This window comes from Duganella sp. FT27W (assembly GCF_009295655.1).
Taxonomy (GTDB): Bacteria; Pseudomonadota; Gammaproteobacteria; order Burkholderiales; family Burkholderiaceae_D; genus Rugamonas; species Rugamonas zoogloeoides.
On the sequence record NZ_WHIV01000001.1, the window covers coordinates 979,117 to 996,024 of the forward strand.

Annotated in this window: 17 protein-coding genes; 6 read left to right on the top strand and 11 right to left on the bottom strand. The window is 61.4% G+C overall.

Features of this window, described 5'->3' with window-relative positions; genetic code table 11:
- Nucleotides 1-190 precede the first annotated feature (190 nt).
- The 7 genes from F8197_RS04185 to F8197_RS04215 form a co-directional block, all read right to left on the bottom strand.
- Complete coding sequence (locus F8197_RS04185; protein WP_152880184.1) at nucleotides 191-475, bottom strand: hypothetical protein; 285 nt, start codon at nucleotides 473-475, stop codon at nucleotides 191-193.
- A complete protein-coding gene (locus F8197_RS04190) occupies nucleotides 472-1,242 on the bottom strand; it encodes a hypothetical protein (protein WP_152880186.1) in 771 nt (256 codons plus the stop codon). The genes F8197_RS04185 and F8197_RS04190 overlap by 4 nt, the downstream gene beginning before the upstream one ends.
- 27 nt (nucleotides 1,243-1,269) lie before the next feature.
- Entirely contained in the window at nucleotides 1,270-1,977 is a 708-nt protein-coding gene (locus tag F8197_RS04195) for a DUF4197 domain-containing protein (RefSeq protein WP_152880188.1), read from the bottom strand.
- Nucleotides 1,978-2,042: 65 nt separating this feature from the next.
- Nucleotides 2,043-3,650: a chemotaxis protein CheW gene (locus F8197_RS04200; protein ID WP_227012059.1), complete on the bottom strand. Its 1,608-nt coding sequence runs from the start codon at nucleotides 3,648-3,650 to the stop codon at nucleotides 2,043-2,045.
- A complete protein-coding gene (locus tag F8197_RS04205; RefSeq protein ID WP_152880190.1) occupies nucleotides 3,643-4,215 on the bottom strand; it encodes a chemotaxis protein CheD in 573 nt (190 codons plus the stop codon). Before F8197_RS04205 ends, F8197_RS04200 begins: the two co-directional genes overlap by 8 nt.
- Before the next feature lie 11 nt (nucleotides 4,216-4,226).
- Nucleotides 4,227-5,048 carry a protein-glutamate O-methyltransferase CheR gene (locus F8197_RS04210; RefSeq protein WP_152880192.1) on the bottom strand — a complete coding sequence of 274 codons (822 nt, stop codon included), beginning with the start codon at nucleotides 5,046-5,048 and terminating at the stop codon, nucleotides 4,227-4,229.
- Nucleotides 5,049-5,062: 14 nt separating this feature from the next.
- Complete coding sequence (locus F8197_RS04215; RefSeq protein ID WP_152880194.1) at nucleotides 5,063-6,760, bottom strand: methyl-accepting chemotaxis protein; 1,698 nt, start codon at nucleotides 6,758-6,760, stop codon at nucleotides 5,063-5,065.
- Between the two features lie 313 nt (nucleotides 6,761-7,073).
- On the opposite strand from F8197_RS04215, the gene F8197_RS04220 reads away from it, so the two are divergent.
- Entirely contained in the window at nucleotides 7,074-9,161 is a 2,088-nt protein-coding gene (locus F8197_RS04220) for a 3-hydroxyacyl-CoA dehydrogenase NAD-binding domain-containing protein (RefSeq protein WP_152880196.1), read from the top strand.
- Between the two features lie 190 nt (nucleotides 9,162-9,351).
- The gene (locus F8197_RS04225) at nucleotides 9,352-10,008 is read left to right on the top strand and encodes an FxDxF family PEP-CTERM protein (protein ID WP_152880197.1); all 657 of its coding nucleotides are present in this window, start codon (nucleotides 9,352-9,354) and stop codon (nucleotides 10,006-10,008) included.
- A 57-nt stretch (nucleotides 10,009-10,065) separates the two neighbouring features.
- Here F8197_RS04225 and F8197_RS04230 read toward each other — a convergent pair whose 3' ends face one another.
- The 3 genes from F8197_RS04230 to F8197_RS04240 form a co-directional block, all read right to left on the bottom strand.
- Nucleotides 10,066-10,365 (bottom strand): type II toxin-antitoxin system RelE/ParE family toxin, encoded by a 300-nt coding sequence (locus F8197_RS04230; RefSeq protein ID WP_152880199.1) that lies wholly within the window; start codon nucleotides 10,363-10,365, stop codon nucleotides 10,066-10,068.
- A complete protein-coding gene (locus F8197_RS04235; RefSeq protein ID WP_152880201.1) occupies nucleotides 10,337-10,582 on the bottom strand; it encodes a CopG family ribbon-helix-helix protein in 246 nt (81 codons plus the stop codon). Before F8197_RS04235 ends, F8197_RS04230 begins: the two co-directional genes overlap by 29 nt.
- A 142-nt stretch (nucleotides 10,583-10,724) precedes the next feature.
- Nucleotides 10,725-12,422: an MFS transporter gene (locus F8197_RS04240; RefSeq protein ID WP_152880203.1), complete on the bottom strand. Its 1,698-nt coding sequence runs from the start codon at nucleotides 12,420-12,422 to the stop codon at nucleotides 10,725-10,727.
- A gap of 230 nt (nucleotides 12,423-12,652) precedes the next feature.
- Between F8197_RS04240 and F8197_RS04245 the strand changes: the two genes are divergently transcribed.
- The 3 genes from F8197_RS04245 (at nucleotide 12,653) to F8197_RS04255 (ending at nucleotide 14,553) form a co-directional block, all read left to right on the top strand.
- Nucleotides 12,653-12,955: a Dabb family protein gene (locus tag F8197_RS04245; RefSeq protein ID WP_152880205.1), complete on the top strand. Its 303-nt coding sequence runs from the start codon at nucleotides 12,653-12,655 to the stop codon at nucleotides 12,953-12,955.
- Nucleotides 12,956-12,957: 2 nt separating this feature from the next.
- Nucleotides 12,958-13,956, top strand: coding sequence for an NADP-dependent oxidoreductase (locus F8197_RS04250; RefSeq protein ID WP_152880873.1), 999 nt, complete (start codon nucleotides 12,958-12,960; stop codon nucleotides 13,954-13,956).
- 69 nt (nucleotides 13,957-14,025) lie between these two features.
- A complete protein-coding gene (locus F8197_RS04255) occupies nucleotides 14,026-14,553 on the top strand; it encodes a superoxide dismutase family protein (RefSeq protein ID WP_040377593.1) in 528 nt (175 codons plus the stop codon).
- Nucleotides 14,554-14,812: 259 nt separating this feature from the next.
- Here the strand turns inward: F8197_RS04255 and F8197_RS04260 are convergent, their stop codons facing one another.
- Nucleotides 14,813-15,892: a tartrate dehydrogenase gene (locus F8197_RS04260; protein ID WP_152880207.1), complete on the bottom strand. Its 1,080-nt coding sequence runs from the start codon at nucleotides 15,890-15,892 to the stop codon at nucleotides 14,813-14,815.
- Between the two features lie 100 nt (nucleotides 15,893-15,992).
- On the opposite strand from F8197_RS04260, the gene F8197_RS04265 reads away from it, so the two are divergent.
- A complete protein-coding gene (locus tag F8197_RS04265; RefSeq protein WP_193333355.1) occupies nucleotides 15,993-16,907 on the top strand; it encodes a LysR substrate-binding domain-containing protein in 915 nt (304 codons plus the stop codon).
- Nucleotide 16,908 lies beyond the last annotated feature (1 nt).

A 16,908-nucleotide genomic window follows, 5' to 3' on the forward strand; every position in this document is an offset into this window, starting at 1 on the left:
ATATTTTTATGGTGGCGGGATTGCACCCCGTGTCCCGGGTCGCGGCGACGGCAAATAATACAGGAAGATGACACCGCCGCGACAGTTTGCTTTGTTGCATTATTGTTTCGGATAACAGCAGGCGCGGCAAAACTGCCGCGCAACCAGCGTCAGGACTGGTTGATGGGCGAATTGGACTTGAGGGAGCGTGCTATTTCTGCGTCGCGGTGCGGCGTTTTGGAACCGTCGCCTTGAAAGCAGCCCGAAACTCTGGAATGGAAATTCTGGAGCCGCCGAGCACTTTGGTTTGTCCGCCCAGCGTGGAAACAGACTGGGCATTCGCCGAGAGCTTCACCGTTACCACGCCGCCTCTTTGGGTGATGCCGTCTGCATCAGGTGCGCGATCTTTGTGAAGAATGCTACTCGCACGCCGTGCAGCCGCGCCCGATCGATACGCGGCAATCAATTCAGCATCGGTGATCGGCTTGCGGGTCATGATGGGACTCTGGCAAAGGCATTGAACAGGTAGTTTATCAGAACCCGCCATGAGCGGCTTCCTGGAGCCAGATCGAAACTCATTTCACGGCCGCGACCATGTTGTTCCCACAGCACGCTGTTGCGCGCCATCACGTCCAGGACCGATGCACAGCCTTGAAGTTGGGGCCACATATTGATATCCGCCGCAATCAAGGGGGCATCGAAACCAAACTTGGGCCAGATGAAATAGCCGATCAGGTCATCAGCCTCCGGCTGCAAAGGTGAAGGCCCGCTGCCGCCGGCAAATAGTGTCAGTTGCTTGAATCCATATCGATAGGCCGTGCAGGCCATCAGCCCGATGGCGACCGAGCACAGGCGCGCAGGCGCATCGGGAGAGAACATGATACGTGCCAGATGAATGGAATCGAGCCGCACTCCTGGGCCATGGCTGTCCTGGTAGGCGATCACGAGAACTGGCGCGCCATCGAGCACAAAGCCGTTATCGGAACTGACGTTGAACCCCGCTGGATTGCCGTTCGGTTGTTCTGGCAAACGAGAGAACGATACGATCGATTCGTCCGGCGCCAGGAATAACCGACCTACCTCTGCGGCAGTCAGCGTGATCCTCCCGGGCGCAAAGCCGTCCAGCTCGACTGAAGTGAGCAAGGCATTGTCCGGAGTGTAGAGAACACCGGTGAATAAACTCCCCAGCGGATGGGAAAGCAAAAATTTCTCCAGCGGTATTACTTGCTGATCGAGAAACAGGCTTTCTTCACTGCTAATCATCGCTGTGATTCTCTCCGTGTCTGCCGCTTACCTGATCGCCCCAAACACCTTGCCCAGCAATTTGCTGCCCGTACCGATCGGATCGGCGCGGATGGCTTTTTCTTCTTCGGCAATCATCGTGTAGAGGCCGTCGAGGGCGCGCTGGGTGACGTAGCCTTCCACGGTGGATTGCTCTTTGGTGACCAGGCCCATCTTGGGCGCCATGGCCATGGTGCTGTTGTACTTGGTGGACAGGCTGGAGCGGTCGGTCACTTTTTTGACGATGGGCAGGAATTGCACGGCCAGCTTGGGCGACGTCTTTTCGCGGAAGAAGTCGGTGACCGAGGTGTCGCCGCCGGTCAGGATGTTCTTGGCGTCGGTGATGCTCATCGATTTGACGGCGTCGAGCAGCAGCGGTTTGGCCAGCGGTACGGCCGCTTCGGCGGCGTGGTTCATCTGGATCACCAGGTCGTCGAGCTGCTGGCCCTTGCCGGTCAACTTCAGCAGCGGCCGGGCCTGCTCGAGGATTTTCGGCAGCGGGATGCGCACGCGCTCGTTGTTGAGAAAGCCGTTTTCCACGCCCAGCTTGGCGACGGCCAAGCTTGCACCTTGCTCGAGCGCGGCTTTCACGCCGCCGGAGGCGTCCTGGTTGCTCAGGTCGGACAGCGACAGCGCGAACGCGCTGGCGCTCAGCAGGCCGAGGGGAAGCAGGACCAGCGCGCGGCGCGCGGTGACTACGGACTTGGACGGGAACATGAACGACCTTTCAGTTTTGCAGAACCGGCAAACACCGGGATTGCATTACTGTAAACCACCGGCGCTCATGCCGCCAGTGCCGGCAGCTCCTGTGCCAGCCGTTGCAGGAGGCGGTCGCATTCGAATACGCTCAGCGTCTGGTGTTGCTGGGTACCGCCTTCGCCGTCGGACTCGATGTCGATCACGTCAGGCATGTCACTGCTGGGACCGTTGCTATCGGCGCCGCGCATGATGCGCGGCGCCGTGAAGCGGCGGCTGTCTTCGATGGTCATGATGTTTTGCACGGCATCGACCATCAGGCCGAATTTCTCCACGCCTAGTTCGCCCATGCGCTCGACCACCAGGATCTTGGTCTGGCCGGTGGTTTCCGCTGGCGCCATGCCGTACAGGCTGCGCAGGTCGATCACGCTGATCATCTGCTGGCGCAGGTTGAGCATGCCGCGCATGAAATCGGGCATGCCGGGCGGGCGCGAGATGTCCGGCGTGTAGTCGATGATTTCGCGCACCTGCTTGATTTCGACCGCATAGATGTTATCGAGCGCAAAGGTGAGATAGACCTGGCGCTTGCTGCGCCGCGCTTCGCGCGCAGCCAGGCTCGCTGCTGCCGTGTCGTCGGTAGGGTACAAGCGGGCATGGCCGGTGCGCATCTCGACGATTTCCGAGCTCGACAGGATCTGGCGGTGGTCGAGCAGGATCACGTCGGCCTGGTCCGGCCGGGCGATGCACCCGGCAAACATGCCGGCGCGCGCCCGGCTCAGCAGCGGAATCGGCATCAGGTCTTCCGCATGGTAATTGACGATGCTGTCCACTGCATCGACCAGGAAGCCGATAGTGGCGTCGTCGATGCGGGCAATCACGATGCGCTGGTCGGGCAAAAACTCGCGCGCGGCGCAGTTGGCATCCGCGGTTTCCTTGCTGGCACCGGGCGCGGTAAGCAAGGTGCTGAAGCACACGATGGCCACCGGGCTGCCGCGAAAATTGATGCGGCCCAGGCACAGTGCACTGTTAAGGATGGACGGTTGGATCTCGGGCACGCGGATAATTTCCTGGATCGCGCTCATGTCGAAGGCAAACTTGGAGCCGGCCGCGCGGAAGCTCACGCATTGGCGCCGTTCGCCCTGGTGGCGCCGCGCCGCCTGGCGTCCGGCGTTTTGCAGCGCCAGCACGTGGGGCACGTTTTCGATGCGCACCAGTGCGGCAGGATCGAGCACTTGCAGCAGGCGGGCGCCGTCCCCCAGCAGGATAGTGCCGGCAATCACGGCATGTTCGGCGCCGGGGGCGTAGCTGAGGGTGCTGCGCTGTTCCGGGCGCACGCGCAGGATTTCACCGGTGGCGTGGAACAGGATGCCCACCAGCACGCCCTGGTAATCGAGGATGGCGATCTTGTGGCTGTTGTCGGCCTTCGGTGCGCCGGGATCGAACACGCGGCTGAGGTTGACCACCGGGATCACCGTGCCGCGCAGGTTGAACATGCCGTCGAGGAAGGGCGGCGACAGCGGCACGACCGTCATCTTGTCCGGGTAATTGACCACTTCGCGGATGCAGCTGGCGGGCAGGGCGAATTCGTCCGGGCCCAGCAGGAAGGAGCCGAACAGTTCCGGCCCCGGACCCGGTTCCGGCGCCGTTGTCGGCGCCTTCGTCACCACCATGCTGCTATCCACGGTGTCAGGCATGGTGCACCACCCGCGCCGGTTTCTGGATCGCGCTGACGCGTACTTCCTGGGTGGCGCAATCGACCGTCAGGGTGCGGCCGCACTTGCCGCCCACTTCGGCAAAGCGCACGTGCAATCCGTGCAGGCGCAGATGCTTCTGGGCGGCGTCGATATTTTGCTGGCCGATCTGGAAGCGCGCCGAGCACGCTTCGAGCATATTGCCGCCACCGGCCACCACTACTTCGATATCGGCGTAGTCGGCCACGCAGGCGCCCATCAGGCGCAGCAGCGATGGCACCGCCTGGCTGACGTAGCGCGCGCCCAGTTCGGTGGGCGGCAGCGGCGACTCGGGCAGCAGGCAATGGGCCAGGCCGCAGCGGCCGCGTTTTTTCCACAGCAGGGCAATGCCCACGCAGGAACCCAGCAGCGCCTGCAACTGGTCGGTGCGGGCGCCCACGCGCAGTTCGCCGATATTGACGTGGAAGCAACGCTGGCCGCCGGCGGCAGCAATCGGCGCGGCGTCGGCATCGAACCATGGCGCCCTGGAGGCGAGGTCGGCGGGGAAGAGGGATGGTTGTGCGTGCATGGCGGCGCCCGTTATTTTTCGAACCTGTAAATCATCGGCCGGTCGAAGTGGTAGGCGGTGTCGAGGCCAGAGATCGATTCGGATTCACCCAGGATTAACCGGGCATGGGGCGCCATGCTGTGGCGGGCTTGCTGCAGGACGGTCTCCTGGTGTTCCTGGTCGAAATAGATCAGGACATTGCGCAGGAACACGAGATCGAACTGTTTTGCTTGCTTCAGTGGAGTGAGCAGGTTGTGTTGGGCCAACTCCACGTTTTTTTTCAGTGCTTCAACGACTTGCAGGCCATGGCTGCTGGCCTGAAAATATTTTTTCACCCAGTCGGGGTGGCTGGTGCGGATTTTTTCCACCGAGCGGCCGGCATAGCGGCCCGCGCGCGCCTGCGCCAGAATCTGTTGCGAAATATCGGTGGCGTAAATCTGGTACGTGAATCCCGGCGTTCTGGCCTTGAACTCCTCGCACAGGATGGCCATCGAATACAATTCTTCGCCGCTCGAGGCTGCCGCCGACCATATTTTCAGCGTCTGGCCCGCGTGGTCGCGCTGCCACTGCGGCAGGAATTCCTGCTCCACGTAGTCCCACACCTGCTGGGTACGGAAGAACAGGGTGTCGTTGGTGGTCACCAGGTCGATAAAATGCGGCACTTCGGCGCGGTCCCTGACCACCTTGTCCAAATAGTCCTGGTAGCTGCCGATCTCCAGTGCCTGCATGCGCGGCCGCAGCCGGCGTTCGAGCAGGATGCTTTTGCGCTCGGACATGGCAATCCCCGTGTGCTCGCGCACCAGCGCGATGAGCGCGGTGAGCGTTTCGGGTTGGATGCCGGCGGCCAGGTTCATCGCATTGCTCTCGCTTACACCACGAAACCGGATACGGTTTTGTTGAGGTCGCCGGCGCGCTGATTCAGTCCCTCGGTCGAACGGGCGATGCTGTCGCAGGCGGCTGCCGATTTTTCCGCTTCCTCGGCAATATATTGCACTGCGGTGGCCACTTCGCGCGCAGTCAGTTGCTGCTCGTTGGTGGCCATCGAGATGTCGGAAATGGCGGCCGTGGTTTTGGCCACGCCAGCGACGATCTTGTCGAACGCTTCGCTGGCCTGGCGCGAAATTTCGCTGCCGGCCGACACGCGTTTCACCGACTCGTTAATCAACTTGGAAATTTCCTTGGTGGCCTGCGACGAACGCTCGGCCAGCTTGCGCACTTCGTCGGCAACCACGGAGAAGCCCAGGCCATGCTCGCCGGCGCGGGCGGCTTCGATGGCGGCGTTGAAGGCCAGCATATTGGTCTGGGTGGCGATTTCGCTGATGACCTTGACGATTTCGCCGATGTCCTCGGACGAGCGGTTGATCAGGTCCATCGCTTCGATCGACTTGGCGACCGCCTTGGCGCCGGCTTCTGCCTCGCGCTGGGTGTCCTTGGCCAGGGCGTCGGCATTGGTGCTGTTGCCGGCGATGATGTTGATCGAGCTGCTCAGGCCGTCGATCGATGCATTCATTTGCTCGACCGTGGCGCCCAGCGCCTGGGTGCCGACCGCCACCGCGTTGGAGCGCTCGGCAATGGTAGTCGAAGCGTCGGACAGGCCGTTGGCAGAGGCCACCACGTCGCCGATCACCTTGCGCAGGTCGGCGATCATCTTGCTGATGCCTTCGGCCAGCTGGTCGAGCGCTTCGTCGCCGGAGATGTCGATCTGGCTGGTGAGGTCGCCCTGAGCAGCGCGCTCGACCGACAGCAGCAGGCTGTGGATCTTGACGCTGTCCGCTTGCGACTTGGCAGCCACCGATGTTTCCAGTTCCACCTGGGCGGTAATGTCGCTGGCAAATTTGACGACCTTGTACGGTTTGCCGTTCAGATCGAGCACGGGATTATAGGTGGCCTGTATCCATACTGTTTTACCATGGTTGCCAATTCGTTTATAACGTCCCGTATCGAATTCACCGCGATTGAGCTTTTGCCAGAAGCGCTTGTAATCGCTGCTGGCGGCATATTCGGGTTCGCAAAACATGCGGTGGTGTTCACCCTGAATATCATCGATGTCGTAACCCATTACACCAAGGAAGTTATCGTTGGCATTGAGGATATGGCCAGACATGTCGAACTCGATCACGGCCTGGGCCTTGCCGATGGCAGCGACCTTGCTTTCGTACTCTGCATTCTTGAGCTTGCTATCGGTGATCACGGTGGCAAACTTGATCACCTTGTAGGGCTTGCCGTTGTCGTCGATGATGGGGTTGTACGACGCGCTGATCCAGATTTCGCGGCCGCCCTTGCCGATGCGCTTGTAGTCGCCACGGTCGAACTCACCGCGCCCCAGCTTGTCCCACAAGGCTTTATAGGCGCCGGACTGCACGTATTCGGGATCGCAAAACATGGCATGGTGCTGACCCTGGACTTCGTCCAGCGTGTAGCCGACCGTGGCCAGGAAATTTTCGTTGGCGTGCAGGATGGTGCCGTCCAGGTCGAATTCGATCAACGCCTGCACACGGTTGAGCGCGGTGTTAATCGCTTGCAAATCCTGTTCGCGGGAGTGAATGACCTGGGTATGCGCGTCCATAATAGTCCTGTTATATTTGGAGAGAATTATTTCAAGGTAAATATTTAATGAAAACGGTAACCAACAGCGCGCAATGTCGATCTGCGACAGCGTTTCATTATTCAGGTCTGGCCCTGCAATTTCAAGCCTGTTCGATTAATTTCGCTATTTTATGTGCTTTATTTTCCACTAGGAATTAATGTCTGAATTAAACCAGTTGAATTATTCTCTCGCAGTAAAAGTTTTATCGCCGCATTCAAAAGCGGGTGGCGGTTTGGGCAAGTTTTCAGGTACGATCACGATCCGGGCCTAGCAGGCCATCCAGGGACAACACATGACTGCCGAATACCAGGTTCACGGCGCCGTTGCCGTTATCACTTTGAACAACCCGCCGGTCAACGGCATGGGGCTGGCCACGCGCACCGCTGCCGTGGCCGGCATCGAACGTGCGCTCGCCGATGACGCCGTCAGGGCCATCGTCATCACCGGCGCCGGCAAGGCGTTCTCGGGCGGCGCCGATATCCGCGAATTCAATTCTCCCAAGGCGCTGGCCGAGCCGTCGCTGCACACTTTTATTGCCACGGCAGAAAGCTCGACCAAGCCGGTCGTGGCCGCCATCCACACCATTTGCATGGGCGGCGGGCTGGAGCTGTCGCTTGGTTGCCATTACCGCGTGGCGTTGCCGGGTGCGAAAATCGCGTTGCCCGAGGTTAAACTGGGCTTGCTGCCGGGCGCCGGCGGCACCCAGCGCCTGCCGCGCGTCCTGGGGCTGGAACAGGCGCTCTCCATGATCGTCACCGGCGAGCCGGTGCTCTCGGAAAAGCTGGCCGATACGCCGCTGTTCGACCGCGTATTCGAGCCCGGCGCGGATCTGGTCGCCTCGGCGGTGGCCTTTGCCGAAGGCATTGCCGATCTCCGGCCTCTGCCCAAGGTGCGCGACCGGTCGGTTGACCATCCGCATGCCGAGGCGGTTCTGCACTATGCGCGCGAGCAGGCCCGCGCCAGGGCGCGCGGCTACCCGGCGCCGCTCGAATGCATTGCCACGGTCGGCGCGTCGGTCACCATGCCATTCGATGACGGCATGAAATTCGAGCGCGAACGTTTCATGCACCTGATCCAGAGCACCGAATCGAAGGCGCTGCGCCACGCTTTCTTTGCCGAGCGCGTCGCTGGCAAGGTGCCCGATGTACCGGCCGACACGCCCTTGCGCGCGATGACCTCGGCCGCCGTGGTCGGCGCCGGCATGATGGGCGTGGGCATAACCATGAATTTCCTCAACGCCGGCATTCCGGTGGTGGTGCTGGAAACCTCGCAGCCGGCGCTGGACAAGGGGCTGGCGTCGCTGCGCAAGCTGTACGACAACGCCGTCGCCAAGGGCAAACTGAAACCCGAGCAGCTGCAACAGCGCCTGGCGCTGGTCAGTGGCACGCTGGCGTACGCCGACCTGGCGCAGGCCGATATCGTGGTCGAAGCCGTGTTCGAGAATCTGGCCGTCAAGCAGGCCGTGTTCCGTGAGCTCGACGCAGTGATGAAGCCAGGCGCCATCCTGGCCACCAATACTTCCACGCTCGACGTCGATGCGCTCGCTGCCGTGACCACGCGGCCGCAGGATGTGCTGGGCTTGCACTTCTTCAGCCCGGCCCACGTGATGAAGTTGCTGGAAATCGTGCGGGGCGAACACACTGCCACCGACGTGCTGGCCACTGCACTGGCACTGTCGAAAAAGCTGCGCAAGACCGGCGTGGTGGCGCGCGTTTGCGACGGCTTCATCGGCAACCGCATGATCGAGCAATACAGCCGCCAGGCCGGCTTTTTGCTGGAAGAGGGCGCCCTGCCGGCGCAGGTGGATGCGGCGATCGAGCGGTTCGGCTTTGCCATGGGGCCGTTCCGCATGGCCGACCTGGCCGGCAACGACATCGGACTGGCCATCCGCCAGCGCCGCGCGGTGGAACAGCCGGATCTTGCCTACTCAAAAACTGCCAACCTGCTGTGCGCGATGGGCCGGCTGGGCCAGAAGACGGGCGCCGGCTGGTACGACTACCGGGCCGGCGACCGCACGCCGTATCCGAGTTCGGAGGTGGACGCCATGGTCAATGCGTACTCGGCGCAGATGGGGTTGGTACGGCGCGCCATCAGCGACGACGAAATCGTCGAGCGGCTGGTGTATGCGCTGGTTAACGAGGGAGCACGCATCGTGGAAGAGGGCATTGCCTTGCGGGCCTCGGATATCGACATGGTATATCTGACCGGTTACGGCTTCCCGCCGTACCGGGGCGGGCCGATGTTCTATGCCGACACGGTGGGCTTGCCCAGGGTGCTGGCTGCCATCGAGCGCTATGCCGCCGGGCGTCACGGCGAGGCCTGGACGCCTGCGCCATTGCTCGTGACATTGGCTGCGGAGGGGCGCAACTTCACCAGCTGATGGCGAATGTTGTTGTATTCTCACATGTCTTAAGGAAAACTTAATGGCATGTGAGCATTTGTTTCAAAACAACGCTATAATTGCACTACCTACCCGCCATCGATACCCTAAAAAACGGTTCGAGTTGCAACGACGGAACGGCATCCGCACCGATGTCTTCGTTACAACCATATACTTTTTAGAGGTCATCATGAAGCGCATCATTATCGCAGCCGCAATTTCCCTGTCCGCCTTTGTTTCCGCGCACGCCGCGTCGATCACCGGCTTGAACAACACCGGCATCGGCGCTGGCGGCGCTAACGACAGCAGCTACCAGCTCAGCATTGTGAGCGATACCTGGAATGGCTCGACCGTCCCGGTCATCACCCTCGACAATACCTGGCCGGTGAATACCTGGCTGGCCAACGACAGCACCTCGAAATGGATCACGCCAACGGCCAACCAGGGCCAGTCGTACGACGCCTGGAATAACGGTACCTATACCTATCGACTCTCGTTCGACCTGACCGGTTTTGACGCCGCCACCGCATCGTTCGCAGGCCGTGTGCTGTCCGACAATACAGTCAAGGTCTTGCTCAACAACACCGAGATCGCCAGTGGCAACGGCTTCACCACCTGGAGCAACTTCACCGCAGCCAGCGGTTTCACGAGCGGCGTCAACCAGCTCGACTTCGTGGTTACCAACTGGGCGCAAAACAGCGGCAACCCGACCGGCCTGCGCGTGGAATTCGGCCAGTCGGCCGTGACCGCAGTACCGGAACCGGAAACCTACGCCATGATGCTGGGCGGCCTGGGCCTGGTAGGCTTCATCGCCCGCCGCCGCAAAAACAAGCAAGCCAGCGCATAAGCAAGCAAGTAGTCCACAAAGTGAGTTTGAGCCGCCAGCGATGGCGGCTTTTTTTCTTTACAGACGTCGAGGCCAACGCCGGGCCACGTGTTGGACGCGCAGTATTTCTATGGTGTTTCCCCGGACTCGATAGGGAATAATGTAGTGAGGGTGGACGACCAATTCGCGCGTGCCCGGTACCCTTCCTGGCCGGCCAAGTTCGGGAAAGTCCGCGAGTTTGTTGGTTTGTGCACGGATTTCCGACGCGAATGATTTTGCGCGTTCGGGGCTGTCTTGCTCGATGTACTCCACGATCGCCACCAGGTTGGCGAGCGCAGTCCTGGTCCATCTAACCGCTGTATTTCGCGAAGAAGGCATGGACTTCTCCCTCGCTGGCGAATTCGCCACGATCGGCCTCTGCCACGCCCTGCTCGATATCGCGGATTTGCAGCGCTTCGGCGTCTAGATAGTCGCGCAACGCGGTGACGGTGATGCTGGTTTTGTCACGCCCAGTGGACTTGATAAGCTGGTCAAGCCGGGCGGCAAGCTCGGCTGGTAGTTGGACTGTCATCGACAGGTCGGTGCTGGAGGTCATGATGCTGATCCATTGATTAAGTGCGGCAGGTACCCAGCGTACGGAGGCCTGATCCTAAAGTCAATCGGACGCCATTTGCGGCAATAAAAAATGGCCAGCCCCGCTCGCACGGAACCGGCCACCCGGATGTCAGCCTGGACGATCAGTCGTTGGCGTAAATATCGTTATCCTTGGTCTCGCCGACAAACAAGGCGCCGATCACGACCGTGATGATGGCGATGATGATCGGGTACCACAGGCCGTAATAAATATCTCCCTTGAACGCCACCAGCGCGAACGAGATGGTGGGCAGCAGGCCGCCGAACCAGCCGTTGCCGATGTGATACGGCAGCGACATCGACGTGTAGCGTATGCGGGTGGGGAACATTTCCACCAGCATCGCGGCAATCGGCCCATAGACCATGGTCACGTACAGCACCAGCACGAACAGGATCAGCACCACCATCGGCTTGTTCATCTGGGCTTCGTCGGCCTTGGTCGGATAGCCGGCCAGCTTGATCGCATCCACCACGTCTTTCTTGAGGGTGGCCTCGGTCTTCTTGCTCTCGGCACTGAAGTTGAGGTTATCGGGCGTCATGACGGCGTTGAACGACGTGATTTCCTTGTCGCCGATCTTGACCTTGGCAATCGATCCTGCCGGTGCATCTTCATGGGTGTACGCCACCGAGGCGCGCGACAGGATGCCGGCGGCGATGTCGCACGACGACGGGAACTTGCGCTGGCCGGTGGGGTTGAACTGGAAGTTGCACGAGGCGGGGTCAGCCACCAGCACCACCGGCGAATTTTTGAGCGCCATTTCCAGCGCCGGATTGCCGTAGTGGGTGAGCGCCTTGAACAGCGGGAAGTAGGTGGCCGCCGCAATGATGCAACCGCCGAGGATGATCCACTTGCGGCCAATCTTGTCCGACAGCATGCCGAAGATGATGAAGAACGGCGTGGCCAGGGCCAGCGACGTGGCGGTCATGATGTTGGCGGTGGCGCCATCGATCTTGAGCGTTTCGGTCATGAAGAACAGCGCATAGAACTGGCCCGTGTACCACACCACCGCCTGGCCCATGGTCAGGCCGATCAGTGCCAGGATCACCACTTTCAGGTTGCGCCATTGACCAAAAGCTTCGCTCAGCGGCGCCTTGGACGTCTTGCCCTCGGCCTTCATCTTGGCAAACGCCGGCGACTCGTGCATCGACATGCGGATCCACACCGACACGCCCAGCAGCAGGATCGAGACCAGGAACGGCACGCGCCAGCCCCAGGCCTGGAACTCGTCCTCGCCAATGGCAGTGCGGGTGCCCAGGATAACCAGCAGCGACAGGAACAGCCCCAGCGTGGCCGTGGTCTGGATCCAGGCTGTAAACGAGCCGCGCTTGCCCTGCGGCGCATGTTCCGCGACATAGGTGGCCGCGCCGCCATACTCGCCGCCCAGCGCCAGGCCCTGCAGGATGCGCAGGAACACCAGGATGATCGGCGCCGCGATGCCGATTGCCGCATACCCCGGCAGAAGCCCCACAATGAAGGTGGAGGCGCCCATGATCAGGATGGTGACCAGGAACGTGTATTTACGGCCGATCATGTCGCCGAGTCGGCCGAATACCAGCGCGCCGAACGGGCGCACGATGAAACCGGCGGCAAATGCCAGCAAGGCGAAAATGAAAGTGGTGGTGGGTTCGCCGATGAAGAACTGCTTGGCGATGATCGGCGCGAGCGCGCCATACAGATAGAAGTCATACCATTCGAACACGGTGCCCAGCGATGAAGCGAAGATGACCTTGCGTTCCTCTGGTGTGATCGGCGCGCCCTTGGACTGGTTGCGCGGATCGGCAGTACCCGACGATGATGCCATTATTTGTCTCCTTTTTTTAGTGTTGTGTTAAGCGGCAGACCTGGTAAAACCGGTTGAGCAAACCAACAGAAGACAAGCTCGACAGTTTCCAAATCGACAGCTTGGCAGCGAGTGTGAACGCCGAACCTTGCACCAAACTTACAACCGGCGAGCCGACGTACCTGTCGTTGAAAGCTTGCATTGTGCTATTCTTACCACCCTTTATTTGGCGCCTCGCCCGGAGAGAAACTATGCTGAAACACATCGTGATGTGGAAACTGAAAGACCATGCAGAAGGCGCCGACCGCGCCGCCAACGCCATCAAGATGAAAGCCTTGCTGGACGGCTGCGCCACGATCGTACCCGGCATCGTCAAGTTCGAGGCCATGCTGGCCCAGCCTGGACTGGAAGCGACCTACGACGTGGTGCTGTACTCCGAGTTCACCGGCAAGGATGCGCTGAATGCCTACCTCGATCACCCTGAGCACGTTGCCATCAAGCCATTCATCGGCGCCATCCGGCTGGAGCGCCAGTGCATGGATTACGAGGTTTGACGATGCCGGACAGCTACCGGCGCATCGTGCTGGCCAGCCGGCCGCGCGGCGCCGTCACGCCGGACAATTTCCGGCTCGAAACGGTGGCCACGCCCGTCTTGCAGGATGGCGAGCTGCTGGTGCGCAACCATTACCTGTCGCTCGACCCGTATATGCGCGGCCGCATGAGCGCAGCCAGGAGTTACGCTGCCTCCCAGGCGCTGGACCAGACCATGATCGGCGGCACCGTCGGTGAGGTGGTCGCCTCGCGCCATGCCGGTTTTGCTGTCGGCGATGCGGTGGTTGGCGTGCTGGGCTGGACCGAGCTGGCGGTGACCGATGGCGCCCAGTTGCGCAAGGTCGATGCGGACAAATTGCCTTTATCGGCCTACCTGGGCGCGGTGGGCATGCCCGGCATGGCCGCCTGGTACGGACTGAACCGCATCATCAAGCCCAGGGCGGGCGAAACCATCGTGGTCTCCGCTGCCAGCGGCGCAGTGGGCAGCGTGGTGGGACAACTGGCGCGCTTGCAAGGCTGCCGCGTGGTGGGTATTGCCGGCGGACCCGCCAAATGCCGATACGTGATCGATGAGCTCGGCTTCGATGCCTGCATCGATTACAAGGGCGGCAAGCTCGAGGCCGACCTGGCCGCCGCCACGTCCGATGGCGTCAATGGCATTTTCGAGAACGTCGGTGGCGTCATGCTGGACGCTGCTCTGGCGCGCACCAGTGCGTTCGGCCGGGTAGCGTTGTGCGGCCTGATCGGCGGCTTCGGCGGCGCCGACATGGCGTTGCACAATGCCCGCCTGCTGCTGATCAACCGCCTGACAGTGCAGGGCTTTATTGTCACCGAGCACATGGAATTGTGGGACCAGGGGTTGACGGAGTTGGCGGAACTGGTGGCATCGGGTCAGGTCAAATACCGTGAAACCGTGACGCAGGGCATCGCCGCTGCGCCCGAGGCGTTCATCGGTTTACTGCAGGGGTTCAATTTTGGCAAGCAATTGGTAAAGTTGATATGATTTGAACGCGTTGTGCCGCCGCAAACCGGTGGCGCATTTTGTTCGATCACGTCTACAAGGAACCACACAATGAAAACAGCCGCACTAAGCTTGAGCTGCATCCTGGCGCTGGCCGCCATTCAGACCGCCTCAGCAGCTAATGTCACCGCCCAGGCCAAGCTGGCGCCGACCGCCAACAGCAAGACGTCCGGCCTGGTCACGTTCGAACAAACCGCCGACGGCGTGCACGTCAAGGCCAAGGTCGAAGGCCTGACGCCCGGCCTGCACGGGTTCCACATCCACGAAAAAGGCGATTGCTCGGCGCCGGACGGCAGCAGCGCCGGCGGCCATTTCAATCCCACCAGCGCACCGCACGGCGATCCGTCTCACGCCAGCAAGCACAGCGGCGACTTTGGCAATATCACTGCCGATGCCAAGGGTGTAGCCACGCTCGACGTCAAGGTGCCGCTGTCGCAGCTGACGCTGACCGAAGGCAGCCCGGTCAACGCTCTCAACCGTGGCGTGATCGTGCACACTGCGCCCGACGACCTGAAAACCCAGCCGACCGGCAATGCCGGTGGCCGGCTGGCTTGTGGTGTGATTACTGCTGCCAAGTAAACCCGGACCGTGGTCCACTGGAGGGCGTTGTTGGACGCGTCTTCCAAAACGCTTCTCTGGCAACGGTAGCGGAATCACGGTGGCCTGATTGCCTGGCGGCGTGCCTGACGGCGGCGCCGGCCTACGCGCACTCCAACGTGCACTTTAGGCGGCCACGCCAGCGGTGCGCATTGCCACTCTGTTGCCACGTGTTCCGGGGCGCGACGTGCGCCAGCGTAACAGTGTTCCGTTGATGACGCAGCGCCGTGCGAATCAACGATTAATTCAACAACGCCGCAATCGCCATCCCCGCCTCAGTCGTGCTGGCTGTGCCACCGAGGTCAGGCGTTCTGGCGGCGCCGGCGATGGTGCTTTCGATCGCGGCCAGTATCGCATCGTGCGCGGCCCGGTAGTTGGCGTCGCCCTGGCCCAAAAAGTCCAGCATCATGGCGCCGGACCAGATCATGGCCACCGGGTTGGCGATGTTTTTGCCGTAGATGTCGGGCGCCGAGCCATGCACCGGTTCGAACAGCGACGGCCAGGTGCGGTCGGGATTCAGGTTGGCGGACGGTGCGATGCCGATGGTGCCCGTGCACGCCGGTCCCAGGTCCGACAGGATATCGCCGAACAGGTTGGACGCCACCACCACGTCGAAGCGTTCGGGCGAGAGCACGAAGCGGGCGGCCAGGATGTCGATGTGGTACTGGTCGCAGCGTACATCCGCGTAATCCTTGCCCATCAGCGCGAAGCGCTCGTCCCAGTACGGCATGCTGATCGAGATGCCGTTCGACTTGGTGGCCGACGTCAGGTGTTTTTTCGGCCGCGACTGCGCCAGTTCGAACGCATACTTCAGCACCCGGTCCACGCCGGTGCGGGTAAAGATCGACTCTTGCAGCACGAATTCACGGTCGGTGCCCTCGAACATCTTGCCGCCGATCGATGAATATTCACCCTCGGTGTTTTCACGGACAATATAAAAATCGATGTCGCCGGGCTGCTTGTTGGCCAGCGGGCAAGGCACGCCGGGCATCAGCCGCACCGGGCGCAGGTTCACATACTGGTCGAACTGGCGGCGGAATTTCAGCAGCGAACCCCACAGCGAAATGTGATCGGGCACCAGTTCCGGCCAGCCGACCGCGCCAAAGAAAATGGCGTCAAAGCCCTTCAGTTGCTCGAACCAGTCGTCCGGCATCATCTTGCCGTGCCGAGCGTAGTAGTCGCAGCTGGCCCATTCGAAGGTGGTCCATTCGATGCCGATGTTGAAGCGGCGGGCGGCGGCGTCCACCACGCGTATGCCTTCGGGCATGACTTCCTTGCCGATGCCGTCGCCGGCGATAACTGCGATTTTATGGGTGTGCATGGCAATCTCCTGTGTGTTGCAAAACAGCATAGCGTGATTCCATTGCGTTTAGAATGGTGCTGTTTGTAAATGCATGGATCACGAATTGTGAATAATGAGCATGAATAAGGATATCGAGAACAGCGACCTGCGCGTCTTCGCTGCCGTGGTACGCAAGGCCAGCTTTGCTGGCGCCGCAGCCGAGCTGGGCATGTCGCCCGCGTATGTGAGCAAGCGCATTGCCGTGCTGGAGACAGCGTTGGGGGTACGCCTGTTTCACCGTAGCACGCGGCGGGTGGTGGTCAGCGCCGATGGCGAGCAGGTGTATGCACGGGCGCTGACGATCCTGTCCAGCCTGGACAGCCTGTTCGACGAAGTGGCCGAACGGCAGGGCGTGCCGCGCGGCCAGTTGCGGGTCAGCAGCAGCTTCGGCTTTGGACGCAACGTGGTGGCCCCGGCCATCGCGCAACTGGTGGCTGCTCACCCGGCGCTGCAAGTGCGCTTCGAAGTGCTCGACCGGCTGGTCGATATCGTGGCCGAGGGCTTCGACCTTGACATCCGGGTAGGCGAGGACATCGAGCCGAACCTGATCGCCCGCAAGTTGATGAGCAATCACCGCATCCTGTGCGCGGCGCCGGCCTACCTGGACCGGCGCGGCACGCCGCGTGCGGTGGCAGAGTTGTCGGGCCACGATTGCCTGCCGATCAAGGAGCGCGACCTGCCGTTTGGCGTGTGGAAGCTGCGCCATGGCGCGGGCGAGGACGTGGTGGTGAAAGTGACCGGACCGCTCTCGACCAACCACGGCGAGATTGCGCTGCAGTGGGCGGTGGCTGGCGCCGGCATCGTGCTGCGTTCGCTGTGGGACGCGCAACCGCACCTCGACCGGGGCGAACTGGTGCAAATACTGCCCGGTTATACGCAGGAAGCCAATGTGTGGGCCGTGTATCCGCAACGCCTGGCAAGCTCGGCAAAAGTACGTGTGTGCGTGGACTTCCTCGAACGGCACCTTGCGTGCGACAATCATTGTTTTTCCTGAG

Coding starts and splice junctions, on each gene's coding strand:
- F8197_RS04220 (WP_152880196.1), top strand. CDS start 7,074: ATGACTGCCGAATACCAGGTTCACGGCGCCGTTGCCGTTATCACTTTG.
- F8197_RS04190 (WP_152880186.1), bottom strand. CDS start 1,242: ATGATTAGCAGTGAAGAAAGCCTGTTTCTCGATCAGCAAGTAATACCG.
- F8197_RS04185 (WP_152880184.1), bottom strand. CDS start 475: ATGACCCGCAAGCCGATCACCGATGCTGAATTGATTGCCGCGTATCGA.
- F8197_RS04205 (WP_152880190.1), bottom strand. CDS start 4,215: ATGCACGCACAACCATCCCTCTTCCCCGCCGACCTCGCCTCCAGGGCG.
- F8197_RS04225 (WP_152880197.1), top strand. CDS start 9,352: ATGAAGCGCATCATTATCGCAGCCGCAATTTCCCTGTCCGCCTTTGTT.
- F8197_RS04265 (WP_193333355.1), top strand. CDS start 15,993: ATGAATAAGGATATCGAGAACAGCGACCTGCGCGTCTTCGCTGCCGTG.
- F8197_RS04240 (WP_152880203.1), bottom strand. CDS start 12,422: ATGGCATCATCGTCGGGTACTGCCGATCCGCGCAACCAGTCCAAGGGC.
- F8197_RS04215 (WP_152880194.1), bottom strand. CDS start 6,760: ATGGACGCGCATACCCAGGTCATTCACTCCCGCGAACAGGATTTGCAA.
- F8197_RS04230 (WP_152880199.1), bottom strand. CDS start 10,365: ATGCCTTCTTCGCGAAATACAGCGGTTAGATGGACCAGGACTGCGCTC.
- F8197_RS04195 (WP_152880188.1), bottom strand. CDS start 1,977: ATGTTCCCGTCCAAGTCCGTAGTCACCGCGCGCCGCGCGCTGGTCCTG.
- F8197_RS04260 (WP_152880207.1), bottom strand. CDS start 15,892: ATGCACACCCATAAAATCGCAGTTATCGCCGGCGACGGCATCGGCAAG.
- F8197_RS04235 (WP_152880201.1), bottom strand. CDS start 10,582: ATGACCTCCAGCACCGACCTGTCGATGACAGTCCAACTACCAGCCGAG.
- F8197_RS04255 (WP_040377593.1), top strand. CDS start 14,026: ATGAAAACAGCCGCACTAAGCTTGAGCTGCATCCTGGCGCTGGCCGCC.
- F8197_RS04200 (WP_227012059.1), bottom strand. CDS start 3,650: ATGCCTGACACCGTGGATAGCAGCATGGTGGTGACGAAGGCGCCGACA.
- F8197_RS04210 (WP_152880192.1), bottom strand. CDS start 5,048: ATGAACCTGGCCGCCGGCATCCAACCCGAAACGCTCACCGCGCTCATC.
- F8197_RS04245 (WP_152880205.1), top strand. CDS start 12,653: ATGCTGAAACACATCGTGATGTGGAAACTGAAAGACCATGCAGAAGGC.
- F8197_RS04250 (WP_152880873.1), top strand. CDS start 12,958: ATGCCGGACAGCTACCGGCGCATCGTGCTGGCCAGCCGGCCGCGCGGC.